A 21216-nucleotide genomic window follows, 5' to 3' on the forward strand; every position below is an offset into this window, starting at 1 on the left:
TCACGCGAACGTCGTGCGCACCTTGCGCACCGGATCGAACCAGATTTCCGTCATGCCCCAACGCTTGCCGATCTGCTCGCCGACGTTGTTGTAGAGCGGGTGGGCCTGCATGTGCGCTACCACGTCGATCGTCAGGAACAGCAGCCTCTTGAGCGCGCCATCGTCATAGGCCGCGGCTTCTGGATGCTCCTTGGCCATCAGCGCAAAGCGCTCGACCGCGACCGTGGCGTTCGGCGCGTGATAGCTCGTGATCGAGCCCGCGTGACCGGTCGTTAGCAGTTTCAGGAAATCGTAGGCTTCGGCACCCCGCAGTTCGGCCAGCAGTACCCGGTCGGGACGCATGCGCATCGCACTGGCGATCAGGTCCGCCGGTGTCACACGTGCCTGACCGTGCCCGCCCTTGCTGTACGTCAGGTGCACACAATTCTCAATGTGCGGCAGAAACAGTTCCCGGACGTCCTGGATCGTCACAATCCGTTCGGTTTGCCCGATGGACCGGCACAGCGTCTTCATAAAGCTGGTTTTGCCGGAACCGGTGTTGCCAACGATGACGATGTTCAGACACCCGGCAACCGCCTGCTCGAAAAACGCGCCGTGGTCGCGCGCTTCGAGGCAATCGACGAGCCCGCGAGCCGGGGGAGGCAGCATCGGCAGTACAGCGTCGAGGCCATCCGGTCGGTGCCACACCGTATCGTCGAAGAGACCTTCGTCCCGGTAAGCATCGAGCGTCTTCTCGCGCGAAGAGGGTCGCCGGATCGTGATTGAAACGGTGCGTGATGGGACCACGGGCGGCATCACAATCTGGATGCGCGCATCCCCCGGCAGCAATGCCGAGAGCACGGGATGCTGGGCCGACACCTCCTGGCTTGTCAGCGTGGCCACGGCCACCGCAAACGACATCAGACGCTCGTAATCGAGCTCGGGGCAGTCATAACCGCGCCAGCCACGATGTGTCTCGGTCAGGACGCGCTGCGGCTGATTGATCACGAGCTCCGTGACGTCCGCATCGTCGAGCAACGGGGCAAACGGCCGCATCAACTCGCGCACTGATGCGTCGTCGGGAAGCCGCGCGAGCGCCCTGTCGTCGGCCTGTTTCGAAGTACCAGTGCACGGGCTCATCGCGATCCCTCCGGCTCGAGGGCATACACCGATCCAAAGTCGAGGTCCCGCGCCACCACGATCGTGAACTCGGTGCCCTGGTTTTGCGTGAGCGTCGGCGGGATACTGATCGTCCGGTCGAGCACGCGCGAAGCCATGTCATTGCCTTGCTGTTCGGTGTTCTGATACACGACGGAGCTATTGCTATTGCCGCCGCGTGTGGCCAGATACCCGATCGCGTCCTGCGTCATGCCGAGCAGTAGCGCGGCACCGATACGCTGCCCCCAGTGGTTGTCCACGTAGCCGTCGATTCCCATGCGGCCAAGCGCGTCGGCCGCCGGCGAATCGAGCTGGACGGTCACTCCATCGGGCGTCTTGATCCGCGCGGCGAGGATGAAGGCACGCTTTTGCCCGGGCGCGAGGTTCGAGCGATACTCACTGTTGATCTGTGAGCCGCGCTCGATCAACACCACCTTCCCGTCGTCGGAATAGACGTTCTTCGTCACCGTGCAGGTGGAGATTCCCGCCTCGGTCGAATCAAACGCCGTGTCGCCCGCACAGTCGATCTTCGCGCCCTGAGCGAGAATCAGGCTCCGGTCACCGAGCATGCTCGCGCGTACTCGCGGCGTGGCAGTTGGCGTCAAAGCCTGCGCAAGCGGTCCGCTCCCGCTCTGCCCCGAGGCACCGGTTGCACGACCGAGAAGGCGCGCCCCCACCGACGAGGCTGCAGAGGCGACACCGCCCGAAATACCTTCTGTGGCCAGCCCGCCTCCCTCGCGACTATTGGCCTCGGGCGCCGAGCCCGTGACCAGAAGCGGTGCGTCGTAGTAGCTCCGCACAGGCGGCGTCGGCCTCGCCGACACCGGTGCTCGACTCACGACAGGCGCGGAAGCTGCCGGCTCGACACTCGCAGCCTTCGGTGCAGAAGCGGCACTCGTCGCCGACGCCGGCATGTCCTTGAATACCCGCCCGCCCGGCACGGCTTCCGCTATCGCGTCGCGACGCGCTTTCGCCTGCGCATCGTGACGGGCAAGCAACGTATGCACCGTCCAGACTGCGCCAGCGCCTGCGACGAGGACGACGAGGAGCGGCGTCAGCCACCAGGCCCTTGGTCGCGCGCTTCGGTACTGACCGAGCGCAGGCATGCCGCGATCCCCAAACCCGCCAGCCGGGGCATCGGCATCGCGATCGCGCGCATGCGATGCCTGGTCGACAGGCTGATCCGGCTCGATCGTATTGCGAGGCCGACGATCGCTTAGCGGGTCATTCATCATCGTGACTCCGCAAAACACGCCTCACGCCGTCGACGGTCGTGCCGTCGCGTGGCGGTACACCATCCATGTCGTAGGCGTCGTTCCAGATGCCCACGACCTCCTCGCCCAGACGAAGCACGAAGCGTCTCGCCACCTCGTGAACCACGATCGTGTCGCCATCCATGTGCTTGTCGACCGTGCTCTCGGTGCCGTTGTCCGCCACGCGAAAGATCGCCGGGATGCGCCGGTTGGCCGGGATGCGAATGTAGGTGAATCGCCCGTCGTCCCACGCCGCGGTCGGCGCGATGTCGTCCGAGTGGGGCATGACCTGCATCGAGTACCGGGTGTTACGCACGGCGGGCGGCTGCGCCAGGCGCCGACTCACCAGCGCAACATCGCTTTGGGCTTGTGCCAGTGCCTTCGCTTGATCCGGATAGACGAAGGTCACGCGGTACATCTCGTCGTCGTTGCCGAACTTGGTCTTCATAGGCAGCACCACCAGGTCGAAGCTGTAGCTGCGCCTGTCGGTACGGATTTCCATGTTCGAGTCGTGCGCCGCCAGTTGCGGCTTGAGGTACACGTCGTGGTCGCCCTTACTCGCGACGACCTGCCAGCCATCGCGATCACCCGGCGCCACGACCTGAATGTGCTCTTGCGGATCGAGCGCAATGTGCGTCGCGAAGCCGCGCTGCGCTTCAATCCGTACGACCGCATCGGGCCGATAGACAACCTGCCGCACCCGAGAATCGTCGGACCAGCCCGGCACGGTATAGGCACGCGCGACGGGACTCGCCGCCAGCAGACCGCCGAGCCAAAACGCTATCAGAGCAACTCCTTTCCAGTCGTATCTCATGGCACCACTCCGATGGCGGACGCCGACGACGCAGGCGGCGTATATTCCGGATCGCAGCTGTAAGCGGTGACCTTGAACCCAAAGGGATTGGCGATCGCTACGCTTTCACGCGTGAAGACCTGCGGCCGATACGTGTAGGCGAGCGTGATCACGAAACGCTGGGGCGGCTGCGCATTGGCTTCGCCGTTCTTGAAGATCGTGCGCTCGATGTGGACGACGGCGTGACCGGGTTCGTCGGGTGGCAGCGTGGTTGAGAGAATCCGCACTCGCCGCTCGACGTTCGGTCCAAGCTGCCGGTCGAGCGCGTCCGGGCCGCCGTAGATCGAGCGGTAGTCGCGCGCGACCACGTCATCGCTCATGGCGAGTACGTCGTCGTAATCCATCTGCAGGAGGCCCCAGTCATAGCGTTCCCGCTCACGCACGTATGCCTCGACCCAGTGCTTATCCTGGATTTCCTTCGTGTGGACGTGCCGGGCATCCAGCACGTCGATCACCTGCGCCTCGCCGGTCAGGCGGTCGACCTCGATCGGCAGCGGAACGACGCGATAGAACGGAACCATGACCGCAAGCGCCGCCACGCTCAGCACGGCTACGCCCACTGCACCGTACGCGACATGCCACGCCCGCCGTTCGGACCGCTCCTGCAGGTGCGTGAGCGACGCCTCGACGTCGAGCACGTGCCTGTAGTCGTGAGGGCTATTCATCGTCCACCTCCCGCGACTGGTGCGTCTGGCAATGCGGACGTCCCCGACTTTGCCGGAACAGGTGAAACAGGGTTGATCAGTACGCGATGCAAACCATCCGGCAAAACCGGCTTCGGTGGCCCGAAATGGCATGCACCCGTTAGTAGTGCTAAGCTAATAGGGAGCGACAGTCGGAGAACGCCGCGCATCGTCGTCTCCTCAGTTTCCGAACGAAGCTGGCATCATCTGGTCCTGCAATCGGGCGGTATTGCCCGCCCGACTCAGTATCAGTTCGCTCTGCTGCTCGGCGAGGAGCTTGTCCTCCGTATCGGCGAGCATCTTGAAGAGCTGCAGCTTCGTCATCTCGTCGCCAACCGCTGTCGTCTCGGTCTGGACGCGCGTCTGCAGTTCCGCAATGCCTTTCGGATCCTGTGTAACATCGATGTGCTGCATCAGGCTCTGAATCTGGTTCAGCTCCTGGAGCTCCGTCTGGTACGCCTGCATACCAAACGCCTTGTCCTGGAATGGCTTGTTCAGCGCGCGCTGGCACACCTGCTGATCGATGCCGGCCTGATCTTGGCAGTCGTAGATTTCACTTGCCGAACGCAAGGCCTGAGCGCTACCCGTGAGCCCCGCATAACCTCCGTGCTGTACGGCCGTATAAACGCTCTGCCAATTCGACGGCAGGGAATTCGCGAGCACGGGGTTACTGAGCAGTGCACCGAAGCCACGGGTACCGACCGTTGACTGATAGATCTGGATCTCCTGCTGCACTTCCTGCTCGAGCTGTCCCACCGTTGCAATGGCCTGGAGTACGTTTTGAGCATCGAAGACCGGAATGCCCTGAGCGTAGCTAGAACAACACAGCGCGAGCCATACGATTGCAGTTCCCACTCTCTTGAATCGTCCTGTCATGATGACCACCTCGCGTTCAAATGCTTTGTCCCAGATTGGCGCGTGCGACCCGTTGATAGGCCGGCAACGTGCCACCGCCCGAACTTCCCGGTCCACCACCGCCTGAGCCCGTCCTGTCGCGGATCCTGCCGCCGGGGCGCGGCCCATTCCCGCCACGGGTGAGTGCTCTCCCAATCAAGCTGGCAAGGCGCCGAGACGCAACACCCGCGATGAACGCGCCAAAGCCCGATAACGTCGCACCGCCTGAGAGACCGGACGCCACCGCCGGCAATTGCCAGCCGACCATGGCCAGAAAAATGGCCGTTGCAAACATGCCGAGCGCGGCGCCCCACGCGGCCGACGCCTCGAGCGCGGCCTGGCCGGCAGCGACGAGTGAGCCCGCGTTTGAACCTGGCGGTGCAGTCGTCACCTGGAACGGCGCGAGCTCAGTTGAGAACGCTGTCAGGGCCATGCCCAGAAAAGCCGCCACCAGGACCTGCAGCAGCGCGTAGTTCGCCACTTTCGCGGTCCACGCCTCGAAAAAGCGGGCGGTCGGCGCAAACGCCGCGCACGCGATGAAAACGGGCCCAATGCCGAGCACGAGATCGAGCAGCATCCTCGCCATGACCACTTCGAACGCGAGCACAATGAGGAAGATGGAACCACCGAGGGCCGCTATGAACCCGCACACGATGTCGCCGATGCCCGCGACGATGCCGGTGAGGCTCAGCCCCTCATGGGTCGCCTTCATGGAGTAGGCGTCCAGCACCAGGTCGACCTGCTGGTCATAGCAGTCGAGCGTTTGATAGATACTGGTGGCGCTCGCCGCCGTCACCGCGCTGCCGCTGGCCGAGCCGCAGCCGGGATTGCCCCCGCCTGTGGTGTTGGCCGCGTTCTGGATCGTCTGGGCGAGTCCGGCAGTGGCTCCATTGATGGCCGTTACCACCTGCTGCTGATAAAGACCACTGCCGAGCGCAAACGCGAGAATGGCTGCAACCTTGAGCCCTCGCCACGCAAAAGCCGGCACGGGCTCCTGCGCCTCGCCCCGCACGATGGCAAGGCCATACGCGAGCACCCAGATTGTGACGGCGGTCGTCGCAACGGGCACGAGTGCGCTTGATAGCGCCGACGACACGCTCGTCACATAGGTCGACATGCCGTTCTCGAGCGTGCCGCCGATTGCGGTAAAGAGGCCGCTCATCGCAACCCTCCCGCCTGCGGCGCTCTACGCCTTGCCAACTGCTCACGGAAAACCGGCAGCCAGACGTCAGGGTCGTCACCCACGCGTGCGCGGATCGCGTCGAGCAGCTCGACGTTGTCCGTGGTGCCGGACAATACATCGAGTACGTCGCCGAGCCCCTTGAGATCCAGCCGGCCGATGGCCGACTGATGCCCCTGTTTGACCAGGAACATGCGGCTGTTCTCGCCCAGGTTGCGCACGATGTTAAATTCGGCCTCGGTAAGCTTGAAGCCGTGAACATAATCGTCGTAATCGGCACGTGGATTGGGCAGGAAAAAGAACGTCCCGCTTTGCTCGATGAGCGCGCGCGCGATATCGCTTTGCAATACGTCTGCAGGAGACTGCGTGTCAAAGATGCCGAGCCCGTTCTGCTTGCGAATGGTTTTCTGTTTGTTCTTCGCAAAATCAGTGAAGACGGGATCGTCGAGCCGCTTCCAGAACTCCGTCATCACGTAGATGAAGCGCCGGCCATCGATCAGGCTTTCCGTCCGATGTAGCAGGTACATCGTCACGGGCGTGGAGACCTCGCCGTCGTCGAGAAGCTCCGTGTCGTCGAAGCCGAACAAGCCCGACTGCGCCAATTCGATGCGGTCGGTGGGATTGTCGAGCACCCAGCCAAGCCGCCCACCCGTGCACCACTTGGTCAGACGCGCATGCAGGCTGTTCTCTCCCACATTCGGCAGAAGTTGCCGCACCATCGACAGGCGACGGAGCGGCTGCTCCATGCGCGCGACCTCACGAACTGCCCGTGAGACATCGAGTTCGTCCTTTGCGGACAACGGCGTGCCACCATCGACGAGCTTGCGTACCAGTCGCCCCCAGAAGTCGAGCACGAACTCGGTCGGCTCCATCTGGAATGGATTCAAACCGGTCGGCTCACCGCGGCGGAAGACCGTATAGACGCCGCCCATTGCCCGGATCGCAATCTCGGTACCACGGTCCTTGTCGTAAAGCACCACTGTGATGCCATACTTCATCGCCATGGCGAGCAGGAAGAGTTCGAGCACCGTCTTGCCCGAGCCGGCCTGCCCGATGATCTGGGTGTTCGCGAGCGCCTTCTCGTCAGAGGAGTCCTGCTTCTCGGCCGTCACGTGGAAATTCAGATACAGCGGCTGGCCGCTCGGCGTCTTGACGATCGTGATCGCCTCGCCCCACGGATTGCCTTCGCGCTTGCCGGTGGAGAAGTTGTGCAGGCTGGACAGTCCGCAGAAATTGCGCGAGGTGAGCTTCGCCTCGCGCGCCCGGTAGCGCCAGTTTCCAGGCAGTTGCGCGAACCATGCCGCATCGGCAACGAGGTCGATGAGGGCCGTCTGGAAGCCAGCGTCGGCGAGCTGCGTACGCGCCTTTGCGACGTTTCGAGAGAGCGCGTGTAGTGTGTCGCCGAGCACTGCGAGCGAGTAGTGATATTCGCCGAGGACGAAATCGCCGTTGATCAGGTCGTTGAGCGCCTGATCCATTGCTTCGACCTGCGACACGGCCACGTCCTCGCCCGCAATCAGTTGGTTGCGCTGCCGCTCGAGCGCCTCCTTGGCGCTGGGCTTGTCGAGAATCGTGAAGCTTTGCGTCTCGATGTACTCGAAGTCGCCATACAGCAGGCCGTTGAGCATCCCCGGTTCGGTGTCTTCCGGGTAGTCTTTCAGATCGAGCATCGCGGCGAAACGCGTCTCGCCGGGCATGCGGAACTCGAGCTTTTCGGCACCGACAAAGAGGCGTGACGTCGGCAACGCTTCACGGATCGTCCCGGACGGGAGCGGCTGGGTTTCCCACGCTGCATTGACGAGATAGCCGAGCAGTTCCAGCGCAGACGAATACCGGCGCGGGCGTCTCGCGTACGGACTAGGTTTGCGAAAAACCCCGAGCGCCACCGGGTCGTAAGGCGTGAGGCCCGCCTCGACCTGCGCGGCGAGCTCGTTCATCACCTTGAGCGCTTCGCGTTGGTCGCCCCGGACATCGTCGAGCGTGCGGCGCGCGGCGCGGCTAAACAGGCGGCCCAGTCTCGTGCGGTCGGGACGGTAGACGAGCGTCAGATACAGCTCGTTGGCCATCATGCGGTAGCCGGCGAAGCTCGCGTAGTAACGTATGGCGAGTTCCTGGCAGAACCGGTTCGCGTACGGCGTGGCGAAGTGATCCCGGACGCGCCGGCGCAGCCGATGCGTCCAGAGCGCGACGTGGCCGCCAGGCAGCGCGCGCACGAGCTGATTGAATCCGTCGTGCCGCACAGCGATGTCAGCCGGATCCGCAGCCTCGAAAGGAATTCCTTCGATCTTCCAGATCTGCAGATAGTCGCCTTCACGCGTCTTGATGACGTGATCGGTCACGTGCGTCGAGTACGGGATCATGTCGGCCAGCGGCACTTCCCGATTGGCGACAGCCACGAATTGAGGAGCGACGCGCATATCACGCCCTCCTCTTGAGCCGCACCGGCGTGTAAGCGTGGGTGCCCCAAAACCGCCGGTTTGCTTGCTGAGAACGCATCCGAAGACGCAGTGCATACTGAGCAAGGCGCTGGTCGTCGTGGCGCGTCACCATGCGCATGACCACGAACACGGGGATCTTCAGGAAAAGGATCGCGACGCCCAGTTGGGGACTGGCAAGCAGCGCCCAGATAGCCGGAATCAGCATGCCGCCGCCGGTGATTAGGGCCGGCACCAGCGGCACATCCCACAGCATGGCGGGACGCGTGCAGCCCTTGAAAACTGGATCTTTGAGAGAGTTCATGATTCGTCGCTCGAAGATCAGCCGCCCGTTGGGATCAGCATGCCGGCGATCACGGTCGCACAGCCGACGAAGAGCCCGCCAATGAAGACGTTCGCGATGTCGCCAAAGCGCGCGTGTTGAAACATCATCCGGAAGCCGGCCCAGATGATCGAGATCGAGCAGATCACGCCACCGACGCCAAGTAACGTCGTCTGAATCGTGCTCAGCAGCGTATTCACTTGCGACAACTGAGCCCAGGCCGGGGACGCTCCGAACAACATCGCAATCGTCAAGGAGACGGTTCTTGCCACCTGTCGATCCAGGCTCGTCCGACGCGTCGATCCGTGTCCAATCCATGCTTTGATTCGCGCTCGCAGTTTCATAGCTTGCTCCCGTCTACTTCCCCGACATCAATTACCCCCAATCCATCCGGTCAGCGCTCTAGAACACCACTGCGCTCTGAACCAGCTCACCGCTCTGCTCCGGCGGCGGCACTTCGCTCCGATCAGGGCTCGGCGGCGGATCGGTTGTGCGCTTGCGTCGAATGCGGCTGGGAGACAAATCGGTCTTTATGGGTACAACAGGGATCGGCGCGATGGCTGGAACGACCACCGGCGGAGTCGGCACGGCTTGCCGCGCGTCATTCACGACGCGCTGGACGTAACCGCTGCGAAAGCCTGTCCAGAAATTGCCGCTCGCGTAACAGGACAGACTCGTGCGAAGCGCCTCCTGCTCATCCGAATGCGCATGACGGGCCAGCTCGAAGCACCCTTGCAAAATCGCAGCACCAGCAGCCAAGTTGCGGCAGGGATCGAACGCGGTTTGCTCGTTTAGGCCGTACCGCGACCAGTTGGAACGGTTGACCTGCGCCAGCCCCACACTGAAGCGCCAACCCCTAGCGCTTAGCGAGCGCGCCGTTGCGATGGCTTCCGCCTCGCTGGACGGTTGCCGCATCAGTCGTCCGTGCACAACGCCAATCGCGTACGGATTGAACCCGGACTCGGTCTGCACCACTGCCGCCATCGTGGTCGGCGAGATCTGCGGGGCGCACTGCTGAGTGAGAGTGAGGAAGTCGAGCGGCATAGTTAGTGCCCTCCGTCCGACCCGCTGTCCTGCTCCATCTGTTGCAGGAAAAGCGTCGCAGACTGTGTGGGGTCGTACGGCACCTGCGTACTGCCGGCGCCGTAGAACTCTGTAACGGTGGCGCCCGCCCCTCCCTCGTCCCACCAGACGCGGGTGTAGAGTTGGTTATCGATGTCGACGTCTATCGCGCCGAAGGCTCGGCACAGCAATTCACTTTGCTCTGGGCCGCCCCAGTACAGGAGGTCCTCACGGCAATATCCGCCGCTCGCGAATGTATTGGTCGCAGACGTGCCTTTCGATCCACCCGCGCCAAAGTCACAAGTCGGAAACGGATCGCCGTGACGCAGCGCGCGCCACAGTCGCTCAATCGGCGGCACGCATTCGCTGTACTGCTCGGGGCCACCCGGGTTCGACAGGCAAAGGATGACCTGGCAACCCCAGTCGTCCGCACGTGCGACGCCCGGAACAAAAACCGCGGCGCCGGCGAGTAAAGCAAGGCCCAGCGACCAGCCTTGGATTGCTCCGTGCATCGCGGTCGAACGACGATCCTTCCATGCTATGAGACACGTCTTCATGATCCGTCTTCCATCGATTTGCACCGATGCACCTAGACGGATGGGCGAAAAAGGAACCCGCGGCGCCGGGGAGGCTTACCGCGAGCTCAAGGGGGATCGAATTGCAGCACGAATCGATACGGCCAGCACACTGAGTTGCCGACCTCCATAAATGGAAGCCGCCCTGCCTACGCTTACACGTCGGTACATCGGGGCCGCTTACGCGTACTCGGTCGTGCACTCGCACGTTGACCGGGATAGGTTGTCGACTTGCTTCAGCTACTTGTTGCCGCTGCCAGTTGATTGACGAGAGCGAGCTTTGCCGTGGCGAGCTCAAGCTCGTACGAGTGCCATGGACGTCGCGGAATCTTGAGCCGCCGGCAAATCACCTCGCGGCCTGCGTGCCACTGATACGCCATACGAAGCAGCTCTTTGTGGCGAGGGGCCAACCGCCGCCAGGCGTGGTCGACGAGCGCGGCATCAGCCGCGTCGTATCGGCCGCGCGCCGAGCTTGCCCAATTATCGAGCCGCGTTTCGATCGAGAGGACAGTCGGCTGCTCAATCATCGCAGGCCTCCTCGTCCGATGGCAGTGCGCGATATCCGGCCGGGTCTTCGAGAAACCGCTCGATGTCCACAGCGCGCCAGCCAACGGCACGCTCGCCGAGTCGTATCGGACGTGGAAACGTCCCTTCCTGAATTCGCTGGTAGATGGTTGAGCGCTTCAGGCCAACTTCGATTTCAACCTGTTTGCGCCTCAAGATGGCACCTGCGGCCCGCAACTGCGCTGGCATTTTCAACCTCCGACTGCCTGGTCCCTATGAGCTGCTGCATGGGTCACATTAAAGCAGTCGGTCGTCCTGACGGGCAATTCCGTCATGCCGTCAGAATGTTCCGTCAGAGAATGAACGTCAGCGGTGACGGCCGTCCAATTCGTTGACCGAATCGGGCCTCAGTGCGGCGGCGAATGTCTGAGCGCTGCGCGACGCTTCGCCGTTGGACTGAGGTTTCAGGCCCAGTTTCTCGTCGATGGCGCGTGCAACGGTGGAAGATTTCGGTGGGTGATCGAAGTCCCAATCCGACCACTGCTCGCGCATCACGTCGAACAGCGCTTCGAGCGTGCGGGTGAGATGCGGAAGATGCACGACTACGCCGCCGGTCGAATCGTCCGCGGCGGGAGCGGCCGAGCGTGTTCCTCCCGAGAGTCCTTGCAAGTTCGGTTGCGCTGATGTGCCGGAGGCAGATGACCGCTCAAGTTTGCGCTCAAGATGCGATGTCCAGACATGATGCATCAGCGCCGTCCGGGCGAGCGCGGTTTCGAGCAATGCAATGCGGCGGTCACGCTTTCGCACGCGCTCGGTCAAGCGCGAAATGAGCGCCCAGGCTTCTTCACTTTGCCGATGCCAATCACCGAGGCTCGGTTGCGCACCGGCCTCCAAGTTTGGCTGCGGAAGATTGTCGGTCGATTCGGACATGCTATCTGCTCTCTAGCTACGGGCGGTGTCACTCGATATCGATGAGCAGGCCTCGATGCGACCGGCCAGATACCTCCAACACTCGCTCCCGATGTTTACTCACCTCTCGCCTTTTGAAATCTCAATTCTTTTGGAATCTCAATTTATTCAACGTACCGTGGCCGAGCAAGCGATGATGTTCGACCTCGAAACTATTTTTCCGCCGTCAATAAAAATTCATCTGTCAGGGCACGTCGCGATGCGCTCCCTTCCCGAGACATGCACAAGCGATCATTCGTCGGATAAGTCAGCGATTTCCCGCAGCGACGCCATTGCGTTGTCCGCCCTCTCGACGGGCACAAGAATGTGATCGTGGTAGTAACCGGCGATCACATTGCACGGAATACCCGCATCGGCAAGCTTGCGACTGATGACCGCCATAAACCCTACAGCTTCGAGGCTCGAGTGCACGGACAGGGTAATGAGACGGGCGTCGAACGTATAGGGCAAACTCAGGCGCTGCGCGTCTTCACGCTGAACGACAGCCGTCAGTCCCTCTCGTTCGCTGATGGTACAGACCGTCGGCAATCCTATCGGCAAAACGAAGTCCGCAAACGAGCAATATACATACACAGAGTCAGCCATCACAGGACTGAGCGTCGCACATAGTTTGACCAGGTCTCTTTCGCTCAATGTCTCGGCTCCTTAAAAGACGATTACGTTATGCCATAGATGGAATCGCTGACGCAAACGCATTTAAAAATTCTTCACGCCGTATCGTCGTTTTAATCGGCGCTCCTTTTAGTCTGCTGGCCGCCTATGCTCTCAACACAATCTCGATCAACCCACGAACGGATCCCAGAGTCCGGACAGTCGGGGGACCTCTTGCTATCTAAAGGAGCCTGCGATGCGTTCGACCACATCGTCCTTGGTCGCTGCCGACCTGGCAGCCATTCATTCCTCCATTGCCGTCTCAGATCAAGTCTTGCCCTCGCTGCAGCCCCGCACATGGCAAGTGCTGGTGGATGTCGCCGTAGATTGGACTATCATATGGCTCGCCGTTTGGAGTGCGTTCACAATAGGCAAATGGGCCGCGCTCATCGCCGTCTTCGTGATCGGCAATCGGCAACGCGCGCTCGGCAACCTGCTTCACGATGCGGCACACCGAAACCTGAGTAGTCGCCCCAGCGTGAACGATAGGATAGCTTACCTCTTCCTTGCCCCGCCACTCTTCAATAGCCTTGCGCTCTATCGTCATCAGCACGCGAAGCATCACGCCTGGCTAGGCGATCCCGCGCGCGATCCAGATTTCATTCCACGTGTCGTCAAAAATGGAGACCGCTGGTTTCACGCCTACGCGCGCGTGTTGAAGGATCGTGCGGCGTGGGCAGGATCGCTCTTTGGACACCTACTATCAAGACAGCTCGCCGCGCGCGGTCGGTTCGGCGTCTTACTTTGGTGGGCGACATACGAGGCGCTTCTGACGGCAGCAGTTGGCATCCGTCTCGCACTTGTGTTCGCTTTGCTGTGGATGATCGCTAGAGCCACCGTGTTCCATGCGATCACCACATTCCGCGAAATGACTGACCACTACGGGCTAGACCCGCGCGGAATCTTTCGCTACACCCGCGACATCCCCGATCGCCGGCCGGTTTCGATGCTGCTTCATCCGCATCACAACGGTTACCACCTAACGCATCACCTATTTCCGCACATCGCGTACTACCATCTTCCTGAGGTACACGCACGCCTGCAGCAGCTTCCTCCTTTCGCACGGCAAGCAATCGTTTGCCAGGCGTATCTCGGCGGGACGCGCGCTGCCGTCAACGGTTGGGGAGCACGACATGCGTGAGCAAACGCTAAACGCCATGCAAGTTGGCGCGATGCTGGTTTCCACGAGCTGTGGCGTTGGGTTTCTTCTCGGAACAGGCGAACTGGCGATGGTTGAGGGAATGGCCGGATGCCTTTACGCCGTCGCAACAGGACTGGGGCTGACATTGCTCGGCGTATGCGCGCACAGTCTTTGGCGCACGGGCCAGCCTATCTGGACTCGTTTTGACGAGTGCTATGGGCCGACCGTCGGCCGCAATGTAGCTTTGCTATCGCTGGTCTGGATGACAGGCGTACTCGCAGCCCAAATTCGCGGAGGTTCAGCAGTGCTGGCGTTGACGGGGCTATCCACAACTGCCGCCGAATTCCTGATCGTTGTGTTGTTCGTGGCACTATCTGTAGTCAGGCTATCATGGCTTTCTGCAGGCCTCGCACTCAGCATGGTCGCATGCAACCTATTGCTCCTGCGCTCTCTGGTCGTGCTGGGAAAAATCGATATTTGGCTGCGGGCGCCTGCGACTTTCGCAGAAGCCATTCAGCAAAGCGCTTCGGCTCACACAGGATTTGTTTTAGTATCCGTCGCCGTGATGGTCGTATGCGGCGCCGACTATCAACAGTTTGTGCTCGCGGCCCGCAAGCCTTCCAGCGCTAGCGGGGGAAGCCTGATCGCTGCAGCAGTCGTGCTCGCCATGGGGTTCTTGCTCGCCTCCGCAGTCGTTGCAGCCGGTCCATATGAACATCGGCATCATGCGAGCGATCCTATACAAGTTGTGCCACTCTTGCTCATGCACAGCCTCCCAGGTGGCGCGATAACTGCAGCACAAAACTTTGTCACAACGCTGCTGGTCACAACCGCTCTAGGCTCCGCGAGCTCGATCCTGCGAGCGATGTCGGATGCGGCTTCGATGTTCGGTCAACCTTCAGTCATGCGCCCGGTGTGGTCGCGAACTCTGGCAGTGCTGCTCGGCGTCGTAGTGGCGTCGCGTTCGCAGAGCCTCGTCGATATGATGGTGGAACTCAATCTCGTCTACATCGCTGCGGTCGGACCGTTGTTGGCGCTGAGCATGTTGCGCATCCGCGTCTGCGACCGCGCAGCGAATGCCGCAATGACGCTAGCATGCACTATATCACTTGCAGGTTACGTGATTCGCTGGCAAGTCAACTCCGCACTACCGGAAGCAGTGCCGCTGATCGCGTCGATCACGGTTGCACTTCTCACTGCGGTTTCGTATCGACTTGGCGTCGCGTCCATTTCGAACGCCCCCCTGCCCAAAGCGGTTAGGACACGCACGCGCTCCCACGTTCAATCATCGACGGCAGACCCATCTAACTGTGCTGGCGACGCAGATGGGGGTTGAATCAACGCTTGACGCGCCTGGCGCATGACTACGTCGCTAATAGTCTGTGCGTTAGGTGGCGCCTTCAGCCAATGGTGCCAATATAAATCCACTGAGATCTTGTTACGCGGCGCCAGCGCCACAAGGTCGCCTGAAACAATAAGCGGCTGCACTTGCATGGCAGGTACCAGGCCGTAACCAATTCCAGAATGGATGGCGAATAATAGCGCCTGCGGTGAGGGAAAGTAGTGCACCGGATAGCCATTGATGGGGAAACCGAGGAGTTGCGTGATAAATGTCGCGTGCAAGCCATCCTTCCGATTGAACAACACTGCCGGTACGGCAAGGATATCTCGCAGATTGAGACCTTGCATAAAATTCGACTGAGCAAAGGAAGGTGTCGCCACACATTCATATTCCATCGCACCGATCGGTTCTGCAACAAAGCCCGTCGGCGCGGTATGTGCTGTTGAGACACATCCCATAGCCTCGCCGCGTGCCAATACGGCGAGCGTATGATCCTGATCGTCCACGATCAGTTCGAGAGAAACATTTTCTTTCGCGATGGCACACGCGACCGGGCCAAACCAGGTCGCCAGAGAATCCGCGTTAACCGCGATAGCAACCTTGGTTCGGCTGCTGGCATCAGGTTTTATCCGACCGATCGTGTCTGCCTCAAGCGTCTTGAGGGCCTGGATGTGGTGAAGAAGCATTTCGCCCGACGGCGTTGGTGTAACACCTTCACGCACAAGCAGCAGAGCTCCCACATGCTCTTCCAGAGAATTGATCCTTTGAAAAACGGCACTTTTCGTTAAGTTCAATACACGCGCCGCCTCGCGAAAACTGCCCGTCTGCAGGACGACTGAAAATGTTTCAAGTTGCTGACGATCGAAGTACATGACACTGGAATCGATGGATAACGCCGATCCGCAAAAAGATGGACGAACGTTCTAACGTGGAAAATCTAACGACAGTCCTCCGGTTGAACAAGCATGCGGCATCGATTGCCCCTATGAACATAGTTCATAAATGCCGGCCGGTGAGCGTCTCGGATAGCGCGTCAATCGTCTTCTCTCCTATCTCCATCGCTACCTGGCGGAGCGCGTCGCTCGGCGAACGACACGTGCCACCAAGTGGCAAGACAGGACGATCGACCGCCGCACGTTGGACCATGCCGTACACACATCGAACGCAAGACTTCGGTGGATATTCCGTCAAGACCGGTGAACCAGGCCGGACGGCGATCGCCGATGGACAGCTAAATGGCGCCAGCGAGCGCCCTAGCGGTCCATCGGCGTGCAACTCCCACATGCGATCACATATGGAGCCGCTCAAGGGTCCGAAAACTCATCGCACGCCCCGAGGTCGCCGCGTCACCTACCATTGCGGTACACAACTCGAGACGTTCGCCTTTGTGACAGGAGGCGTGTCGACCTCAACGAATTTCCCCTTCGGCGTTTCCGGCTTCATAACTGCAGCATACAGTGCCTTGAACGCGAGTCGCCCCATCTTCTCCGGCTCGACGCAGACTGTGCCATCGACATCACCCGCTTTAATGGCATTGATTCCGAGATGCGATCCCCCCCAACCAACCAATTTGGCGTGCGAACCGGCCGCGCGCACTGCCTTTGCACATCCGATCACCAGATCGTCCGCCTGGTTGTAAAAGAGATCGACATCGGGGTGCGCCGTCAGGATATTCTGGCAAACCGACTCGCCTTGCTCGGGTGTCAGGTCGGTGGGCTGCGACGCAACAATTCGGTACTTCGCGCCTGATTCGTCGAGACCCGCCTTGAACCCCTTAGTACGTTGCCAATTTTGTGCCATGCCGGGCGCGCCACGCTCGCGTAATGCGTACTGGCGTTTCGTACTCTCGGTGTTCTCGAAGACCTGGCGCAGTGACGATTGCCGCACGTAAAGGAAGGCATCACGCCGCAAGTGGTCGGGCGTGACTTTCTGATACAGCTCAGTAGACATGGGCGAGCTCCGAATGGGTGCGCAGAACGAGATTGGCCAACAGACGTACCAATTCGTCGCTGGCGGGGAGTGCGCCCACGCATTTCTCTCTGCGAGATGCGGGAGCGTCGCTGGCCGCAGGGGCCGTCATCGCAAGCATGGAAAGCCCATGCAGCATGCCGTGATAACGAATCGCCGCCACACCCTCGGGGCACGGGGCACCTTCTATTACCACGTCGCGTAGTGCCTCGTAGGCAGCAGTCAAGGCTTGCTCGAGGGGATGGGCGGCGACGGATGGCTCTACGGTTTTTTTTTGCGCGCAATCGCGCGTTCGATGCTGCGGGGGTGGACCGAGATGCCAAGCTCGGATTCCAGTTGCTCGGCTAGTGCGCGGGCGTGAATGGAGCCGTCGCCTTCGAGATGTCGTTCGACGAAGGCCATTGCCTCGAGATTGAGTTTGTGTGCGCCCTTGGGTCCACGCGGTTTCGGCATGAGTCCGGCCAGTCCATCGCGCGCAAATGCTGCCTCGGCCTGATAAAAAGTCGGGCGGGACACGCCGAACAGCTCTGCAGCGTCGGCCTTCGAGGCGCCATCGACGCTGACGTGGCGCAGCATCTCGTACTTGACCTGGATCAGATCGCGGGCATCGAAGAAATCGTTCGATTGAAACCAGGGAGCCCGCACCCGCTCGGGATGAGGGTTCAGCACGCCGAGGCGCCTGAGGCGGTCCTGCTTCGAATCGAGCTTGGTCAAGGTCGCTGCGCCGGCTTGAGATGTGTAATTTAAAATATGCCGCTAATACTGCAATGTCAAGGCCAGACCAGACACAGCAGCTCAACCATTCCCGCGACACAGCCATATGACCGTCACAATCGTCAAATGTCTGCGCGACTGTCACGGCGTTATTTAGCTTACACAGACGGCGTAATTTACTTGACACGACCGAGGACCTCCGGCCTCAGGTCGTCGATCAGCGCGCGCAGCCTTCGAAGGTCCTCGGCACGAAACTCGGAGCGTCCCGCTGCGGTCTGAGCGAACGCGTCCGGTTCGTCCACATCAGTCCATGACGCCAGTATCGATACCAGCCGGCCAAGTTCGTCATAGAACATAACACGATCCTCGCCCCAGTTCTGGCGGCGAGTAGCCAGCTGGATTCGGGTACCGCGCAGGGGATGAAATGGATGGGTGATCTCGACCGTTACGGTCGCGCAACCGTCATCACGACAAGCAGTTGCTGACTTACGATAACGGCATGGCCGAGAGCTTCGTCAAAACGATAAAGCGTGATTAAGTCTCGTGGATGCCCAAGCCTGACGCCAGGACGGCGCTGCAAAACCTGGCCATCGCGTTCGACCACTACAACGAATCGCATCCGCACAGCGCCCTGAAATACCGCTCGCCACGCGAGTTTCGACTGCAAGAAAATTCACCAACCTAAGCGTGACCGTGTGTCCGGTTACGCAGGGGCAAGTCCAGTCACCAACAGTCCGTGGCGGTTGCCCCCTGTGGAAAGTACGCGATCATCCGCGGGGACCAGTCCACCATTGCCCAGGTCGACATGTCGAAGGCTTATGATGAACTCGTCAAGAGCAAGTCGTGTATCAACGTCGTCTATGACACGCTCACACCTGGATGGGACACTGCTGCCGCTCAGCGGGAAGCCGAGGCCGCGCTCCAGAAAAATCCGGACATCCAGGCGTTCCTGGTGATGTGGGACAACGGCGCCCAGGCGGTCGTTCAAGCTCTGAAGTCGGCCGGCAAGCAGCAGGGCCAGGTCTGGGTGACGGGCTCCGACGCGTCGACTCCGAGCCTGGCGTATATCGCCCAGGGCTGGCAGTCGCAGACGACCTGGACGCCGATCGACAAAATGGCCCGCGACGCCGCGAACATTGCCCATGACCTCGGGACCGGGAAGGAGCCTCCGGCACCCAGTGCAGTCGTGAACGGCGTTCGCACCGACTATGTCAAATGGTGACAGCGTTCGATGGAACGCCAACACTGAACACGTGAAGGAGCTGCGACAGCGTCCGGTAGTAGCCGACAAGAATGGTGAGTTGACCTTGCCCCTGTTTCGCGAATCCCATAGCTGAGAGATTTATGCGGCTCGTCCCTGTTGAGCGGCGAACCAGTTTTTCTCGAACGTCATGGGGCTGACGTAATCGAGCGTCGAGTGTAGCCGGCGAGAATTATAAAAGCCAAGCCAGTCGACGATTTCATCCATTGCCGCACGCCGGGTCGCGAAGTGCCGGCCATGCAGGCGTGCAACTTTTAACGAACCCCACAGGCTTTCGGTCGGTGCATTGACCCAGCAGTCGCCGCGCCGACTCATCGACGAGCGCATGCCGTAGGCCTTCAGCGTGTCCTGGAACAGCCCGCTGCAATACTGGCTACCCCTGTCGCTATGTACGATGACGCCTGCCTCTGGACGGCGCCGGAACCACGCCATACGCAGCGCATCCGTGACCAGTTCCGCTTTCATGTGTGGCTGCATCGACCAGCCCACCACCTGCCTGCTGAACAGGTCGATGATGACCGCCAGATAAACCCAGCCTTCCGCCGTCGCACAGTACGTGATGTCGCTCGTCCAGACCTGGTTCGGCGCTGTTGCTGTGAAGTTACGCCCCAACAAGTTCGGCGCCACCGGCAGGTTGTGATTCGAGTTCGTCGTCGCGATGTACTTGCGCTTGTGCCGGGCACGGATGCCATGCTGCGCCATCAGCTTGCGAACACGCTCCTTGCCCACGCGCACGCCGCGCGCAACGAGCTCTTTCCACATGCGTGGCCAACCATATTCGCCCTTGACCTGCACGTGAATCGCCTTGATGTGCGCGAGCAGGGCATCGTTGCTGATACGGCATCTGTTCGGCTTGTCATCGCCGCTGCGCTGCTGACGCTGATGATATCCGCTGGGACTGATTTCCAGTGCTTCGCACAGCATTGAGACTGGCCAGCGGTGTCGATTCCGGTCAACGAACGCGCACTTCACATCAATTCCTTCGCGAAGTACGCCGCCGCTTTTTTTGTGATGTCGAGCTCCATCTTCAGGCGAGACACTTCCGCTCTTAACCGTGCCAGCTCCATCTGCTCTGGACTGACCGGCTTCGCTCCGGCTCCGGCCAGTTTGCCTTCCCTGTCCGCCTTGACCCAGTTGTGAAGAGTCTGCTGCACCACGCCCAGCGTCGCCGACACCGCAGCCAGACTCTGCCCGTTTTTCACCAACCGGACTGCTTCCAGTTTGAATTCGAGCGTGTACTGCGCCCGCTTTGCCTTGACCGTCATCGTTTCTTCTCCTTGCTGGAGTTTACACACTCAGCAAGGGATTCGTTTTTTGGGGGCAAGGTCAATCTTATATTAGCCCAGAAAATGTATCTTAAGCGGACTGGTTTGGCATGAAGGAAAGGAGAACAAACAATGGAAATTGGTTTAAGAAGTTCAGACGGTATTAACTCGCCAATGGCGCACATGCTCGTGTTCGGCCAGGGCGAAGTGCGCCAGCGCAATGCGAGCTGCACGCTATGAAGCGCATCCAATATCACCGCTACGGCGGCCACGATCAGATGCGGCTCGAAGAGTTCACGCTTGAAGAGCCCGGAACAGGTCAGGTCGTCGTTCGCGTCAAGGCTGCGTCAGTCAATCCCGTAGACTGGAAGGTCAGAAACGGGGTAATGAAGTTCATGACGGGGCGTCGCTTCCCGCGCGCTATGGGCAGCGACTTCTCAGGTGTCGTCGAGGCAGTTGGCCAGTCCGTCTTGCGACTTAAGGTCGGCGACGAAGTCCTGGGCACGGCGCCCATTAAGGCCGGGGGAGCTTTCGCAGACAAACTGGTGGTGGATGAATTCGTCGTCGCGAAACCGCACGCATTGTCCTTCGAACAGGCCGCTACCCTGCCAATCGTCGGCGTAACAGCCTGGTGCGGCCTGGTCGATAAGGCGCAATTGAAGCAAGGCCAGTCCGTCTTTGTCCACGGTTGCCTAGTGTTCCGTTCTGTTGTTAACTAATCTATGTTCACGTAGCATGCTTGTATCGATGGAACGGGAGATACCAGCATGCCCATGGGACGACCGAAGGCCGAACTGGTGTTGAGTGAAGATGAGCGCTCGCAACTGACTTCGATAGCGCGTTCGCGCTCGATTTCGGCGGCGCTGGTGACGCGTGCGCGCATCGTGCTGGCTGCTGCTGCCGGGGAGCCCAACAGCGCAATTGCCCAGCGTCTTCAACTCACGCGCGCCACAGTGGGCAAGTGGCGTATCCGGTTCCTGGAGCATCGCATCAACGGGCTGTATGAC

26 protein-coding genes and 1 pseudogene are annotated in these 21216 nt (G+C 60.7%); 6 read left to right on the top strand and 21 right to left on the bottom strand.

What is annotated here, in order from left to right:
* The 15 genes from virB11 to BUE39_RS01730 all read right to left on the bottom strand — a co-directional run bounded on the left by virB11 (nucleotide 1) and on the right by BUE39_RS01730 (nucleotide 12500).
* Entirely contained in the window at nucleotides 1-1119 is a 1119-nt protein-coding gene (virB11, locus tag BUE39_RS01655) for a P-type DNA transfer ATPase VirB11 (protein ID WP_073426904.1), read from the bottom strand.
* Complete coding sequence (gene virB10 / locus BUE39_RS01660) at nucleotides 1116-2372, bottom strand: type IV secretion system protein VirB10 (protein WP_412534832.1); 1257 nt, start codon at nucleotides 2370-2372, stop codon at nucleotides 1116-1118. The genes virB11 and virB10 overlap by 4 nt, the downstream gene beginning before the upstream one ends.
* Nucleotides 2362-3204, bottom strand: a complete 843-nt coding sequence (locus tag BUE39_RS01665) for a TrbG/VirB9 family P-type conjugative transfer protein (RefSeq protein ID WP_073426905.1) — start codon at nucleotides 3202-3204, stop codon at nucleotides 2362-2364. Before BUE39_RS01665 ends, virB10 begins: the two co-directional genes overlap by 11 nt.
* Nucleotides 3201-3908, bottom strand: coding sequence for a VirB8 family type IV secretion system protein (locus tag BUE39_RS01670; protein WP_073426906.1), 708 nt, complete (start codon nucleotides 3906-3908; stop codon nucleotides 3201-3203). Before BUE39_RS01670 ends, BUE39_RS01665 begins: the two co-directional genes overlap by 4 nt.
* A 198-nt stretch (nucleotides 3909-4106) precedes the next feature.
* Complete coding sequence (virB5, locus tag BUE39_RS01680) at nucleotides 4107-4802, bottom strand: P-type DNA transfer protein VirB5 (RefSeq protein ID WP_073426952.1); 696 nt, start codon at nucleotides 4800-4802, stop codon at nucleotides 4107-4109.
* Between the two features lie 16 nt (nucleotides 4803-4818).
* Entirely contained in the window at nucleotides 4819-5982 is a 1164-nt protein-coding gene (locus BUE39_RS01685) for a TrbL/VirB6 family protein (protein ID WP_073426908.1), read from the bottom strand.
* The gene (locus BUE39_RS01690; RefSeq protein WP_073426909.1) at nucleotides 5979-8417 is read right to left on the bottom strand and encodes a VirB4 family type IV secretion/conjugal transfer ATPase; all 2439 of its coding nucleotides are present in this window, start codon (nucleotides 8415-8417) and stop codon (nucleotides 5979-5981) included. Before BUE39_RS01690 ends, BUE39_RS01685 begins: the two co-directional genes overlap by 4 nt.
* Before the next feature lies 1 nt (nucleotide 8418).
* The gene (locus tag BUE39_RS01695) at nucleotides 8419-8739 is read right to left on the bottom strand and encodes a VirB3 family type IV secretion system protein (protein ID WP_073426910.1); all 321 of its coding nucleotides are present in this window, start codon (nucleotides 8737-8739) and stop codon (nucleotides 8419-8421) included.
* Nucleotides 8740-8756: 17 nt separating this feature from the next.
* Nucleotides 8757-9101 carry a TrbC/VirB2 family protein gene (locus tag BUE39_RS01700; protein WP_084561342.1) on the bottom strand — a complete coding sequence of 115 codons (345 nt, stop codon included), beginning with the start codon at nucleotides 9099-9101 and terminating at the stop codon, nucleotides 8757-8759.
* Between the two features lie 58 nt (nucleotides 9102-9159).
* Nucleotides 9160-9801, bottom strand: coding sequence for a lytic transglycosylase domain-containing protein (locus BUE39_RS01705; RefSeq protein ID WP_073426911.1), 642 nt, complete (start codon nucleotides 9799-9801; stop codon nucleotides 9160-9162).
* Between the two features lie 2 nt (nucleotides 9802-9803).
* Nucleotides 9804-10376 (bottom strand): hypothetical protein, encoded by a 573-nt coding sequence (locus tag BUE39_RS01710; protein WP_073426912.1) that lies wholly within the window; start codon nucleotides 10374-10376, stop codon nucleotides 9804-9806.
* A 254-nt stretch (nucleotides 10377-10630) separates the two neighbouring features.
* A complete protein-coding gene (locus BUE39_RS01715; protein ID WP_073426913.1) occupies nucleotides 10631-10921 on the bottom strand; it encodes a hypothetical protein in 291 nt (96 codons plus the stop codon).
* Nucleotides 10914-11147, bottom strand: a complete 234-nt coding sequence (locus BUE39_RS01720; RefSeq protein WP_073426914.1) for a helix-turn-helix transcriptional regulator — start codon at nucleotides 11145-11147, stop codon at nucleotides 10914-10916. The genes BUE39_RS01715 and BUE39_RS01720 overlap by 8 nt, the downstream gene beginning before the upstream one ends.
* Nucleotides 11148-11264: 117 nt before the next feature.
* Complete coding sequence (locus BUE39_RS01725) at nucleotides 11265-11828, bottom strand: hypothetical protein (RefSeq protein WP_073426915.1); 564 nt, start codon at nucleotides 11826-11828, stop codon at nucleotides 11265-11267.
* 270 nt (nucleotides 11829-12098) lie between these two features.
* Entirely contained in the window at nucleotides 12099-12500 is a 402-nt protein-coding gene (locus tag BUE39_RS01730; RefSeq protein ID WP_073426916.1) for an ACT domain-containing protein, read from the bottom strand.
* A gap of 214 nt (nucleotides 12501-12714) precedes the next feature.
* On the opposite strand from BUE39_RS01730, the gene BUE39_RS01735 reads away from it, so the two are divergent.
* Nucleotides 12715-13659, top strand: coding sequence for a fatty acid desaturase family protein (locus tag BUE39_RS01735; protein ID WP_073426917.1), 945 nt, complete (start codon nucleotides 12715-12717; stop codon nucleotides 13657-13659).
* Nucleotides 13652-14995, top strand: a complete 1344-nt coding sequence (locus BUE39_RS01740; RefSeq protein WP_073426918.1) for an SLC5/6 family protein — start codon at nucleotides 13652-13654, stop codon at nucleotides 14993-14995. The genes BUE39_RS01735 and BUE39_RS01740 overlap by 8 nt, the downstream gene beginning before the upstream one ends.
* Here the strand turns inward: BUE39_RS01740 and BUE39_RS01745 are convergent.
* From BUE39_RS01745 to BUE39_RS01765, 5 genes are all read right to left on the bottom strand, one after another.
* On the bottom strand, nucleotides 14941-15873 hold the full coding sequence (locus BUE39_RS01745; RefSeq protein ID WP_073426919.1) for an HTH-type transcriptional regulator ArgP: 933 nt from the start codon (nucleotides 15871-15873) through the stop codon (nucleotides 14941-14943). The genes BUE39_RS01740 and BUE39_RS01745 overlap by 55 nt on opposite strands.
* 478 nt (nucleotides 15874-16351) lie before the next feature.
* Entirely contained in the window at nucleotides 16352-16951 is a 600-nt protein-coding gene (locus BUE39_RS01750; RefSeq protein WP_084561343.1) for a sugar ABC transporter substrate-binding protein, read from the bottom strand.
* Nucleotides 16941-17195: a hypothetical protein gene (locus BUE39_RS01755; RefSeq protein WP_073426920.1), complete on the bottom strand. Its 255-nt coding sequence runs from the start codon at nucleotides 17193-17195 to the stop codon at nucleotides 16941-16943. The genes BUE39_RS01750 and BUE39_RS01755 overlap by 11 nt, the downstream gene beginning before the upstream one ends.
* A 35-nt stretch (nucleotides 17196-17230) precedes the next feature.
* Nucleotides 17231-17683 (bottom strand): helix-turn-helix domain-containing protein, encoded by a 453-nt coding sequence (locus BUE39_RS01760; RefSeq protein ID WP_073426921.1) that lies wholly within the window; start codon nucleotides 17681-17683, stop codon nucleotides 17231-17233.
* 176 nt (nucleotides 17684-17859) lie between these two features.
* Nucleotides 17860-18120 (bottom strand): DUF5372 family protein, encoded by a 261-nt coding sequence (locus BUE39_RS01765; protein ID WP_090518669.1) that lies wholly within the window; start codon nucleotides 18118-18120, stop codon nucleotides 17860-17862.
* 56 nt (nucleotides 18121-18176) lie between these two features.
* Here BUE39_RS01765 and BUE39_RS01770 point away from each other — a divergent pair.
* A pseudogene (locus tag BUE39_RS01770) lies at nucleotides 18177-18368 on the top strand (integrase core domain-containing protein); the annotation flags it as partial.
* A gap of 51 nt (nucleotides 18369-18419) precedes the next feature.
* Nucleotides 18420-18905, top strand: coding sequence for a substrate-binding domain-containing protein (locus tag BUE39_RS01775; protein ID WP_073426923.1), 486 nt, complete (start codon nucleotides 18420-18422; stop codon nucleotides 18903-18905).
* Between the two features lie 120 nt (nucleotides 18906-19025).
* Here the strand turns inward: BUE39_RS01775 and BUE39_RS01780 are convergent.
* A protein-coding gene (locus BUE39_RS01780; protein ID WP_090518668.1) for an IS3 family transposase occupies nucleotides 19026-20209 on the bottom strand; the annotation gives its coding sequence in 2 pieces (ribosomal slippage) (nucleotides 19026-19954 and nucleotides 19954-20209; 1185 coding nt in all).
* Nucleotides 20210-20445: 236 nt separating this feature from the next.
* On the opposite strand from BUE39_RS01780, the gene BUE39_RS01790 reads away from it, so the two are divergent.
* Nucleotides 20446-20928, top strand: coding sequence for an NADP-dependent oxidoreductase (locus tag BUE39_RS01790; protein WP_073426926.1), 483 nt, complete (start codon nucleotides 20446-20448; stop codon nucleotides 20926-20928).
* Nucleotides 20929-20976: 48 nt separating this feature from the next.
* Nucleotides 20977-21216: helix-turn-helix domain-containing protein (locus tag BUE39_RS01795; RefSeq protein ID WP_143169493.1), on the top strand; the 240-nt coding region annotated here is incomplete at its 3' end.

This window comes from Paraburkholderia terricola (assembly GCF_900142195.1).
GTDB lineage: Bacteria > Pseudomonadota > Gammaproteobacteria > Burkholderiales > Burkholderiaceae > Paraburkholderia > Paraburkholderia terricola.

What these genes read in the sequence shown, in the direction of transcription:
- virB11 (WP_073426904.1), bottom strand. Translation starts at nt 1,119, where the DNA reads ATGAGCCCGTGCACTGGTACTTCGAAACAGGCCGACGACAGGGCGCTC.
- virB10 (WP_412534832.1), bottom strand. Translation starts at nt 2,372, where the DNA reads ATGATGAATGACCCGCTAAGCGATCGTCGGCCTCGCAATACGATCGAG.
- BUE39_RS01665 (WP_073426905.1), bottom strand. Translation starts at nt 3,204, where the DNA reads ATGAGATACGACTGGAAAGGAGTTGCTCTGATAGCGTTTTGGCTCGGC.
- BUE39_RS01670 (WP_073426906.1), bottom strand. Translation starts at nt 3,908, where the DNA reads ATGAATAGCCCTCACGACTACAGGCACGTGCTCGACGTCGAGGCGTCG.
- virB5 (WP_073426952.1), bottom strand. Translation starts at nt 4,802, where the DNA reads ATGACAGGACGATTCAAGAGAGTGGGAACTGCAATCGTATGGCTCGCG.
- BUE39_RS01685 (WP_073426908.1), bottom strand. Translation starts at nt 5,982, where the DNA reads ATGAGCGGCCTCTTTACCGCAATCGGCGGCACGCTCGAGAACGGCATG.
- BUE39_RS01690 (WP_073426909.1), bottom strand. Translation starts at nt 8,417, where the DNA reads ATGCGCGTCGCTCCTCAATTCGTGGCTGTCGCCAATCGGGAAGTGCCG.
- BUE39_RS01695 (WP_073426910.1), bottom strand. Translation starts at nt 8,739, where the DNA reads ATGAACTCTCTCAAAGATCCAGTTTTCAAGGGCTGCACGCGTCCCGCC.
- BUE39_RS01700 (WP_084561342.1), bottom strand. Translation starts at nt 9,101, where the DNA reads ATGAAACTGCGAGCGCGAATCAAAGCATGGATTGGACACGGATCGACG.
- BUE39_RS01705 (WP_073426911.1), bottom strand. Translation starts at nt 9,801, where the DNA reads ATGCCGCTCGACTTCCTCACTCTCACTCAGCAGTGCGCCCCGCAGATC.
- BUE39_RS01710 (WP_073426912.1), bottom strand. Translation starts at nt 10,376, where the DNA reads ATGAAGACGTGTCTCATAGCATGGAAGGATCGTCGTTCGACCGCGATG.
- BUE39_RS01715 (WP_073426913.1), bottom strand. Translation starts at nt 10,921, where the DNA reads ATGATTGAGCAGCCGACTGTCCTCTCGATCGAAACGCGGCTCGATAAT.
- BUE39_RS01720 (WP_073426914.1), bottom strand. Translation starts at nt 11,147, where the DNA reads ATGCCAGCGCAGTTGCGGGCCGCAGGTGCCATCTTGAGGCGCAAACAG.
- BUE39_RS01725 (WP_073426915.1), bottom strand. Translation starts at nt 11,828, where the DNA reads ATGTCCGAATCGACCGACAATCTTCCGCAGCCAAACTTGGAGGCCGGT.
- BUE39_RS01735 (WP_073426917.1), top strand. Translation starts at nt 12,715, where the DNA reads ATGCGTTCGACCACATCGTCCTTGGTCGCTGCCGACCTGGCAGCCATT.
- BUE39_RS01740 (WP_073426918.1), top strand. Translation starts at nt 13,652, where the DNA reads ATGCGTGAGCAAACGCTAAACGCCATGCAAGTTGGCGCGATGCTGGTT.
- BUE39_RS01745 (WP_073426919.1), bottom strand. Translation starts at nt 15,873, where the DNA reads ATGTACTTCGATCGTCAGCAACTTGAAACATTTTCAGTCGTCCTGCAG.
- BUE39_RS01750 (WP_084561343.1), bottom strand. Translation starts at nt 16,951, where the DNA reads ATGTCTACTGAGCTGTATCAGAAAGTCACGCCCGACCACTTGCGGCGT.
- BUE39_RS01790 (WP_073426926.1), top strand. Translation starts at nt 20,446, where the DNA reads ATGAAGCGCATCCAATATCACCGCTACGGCGGCCACGATCAGATGCGG.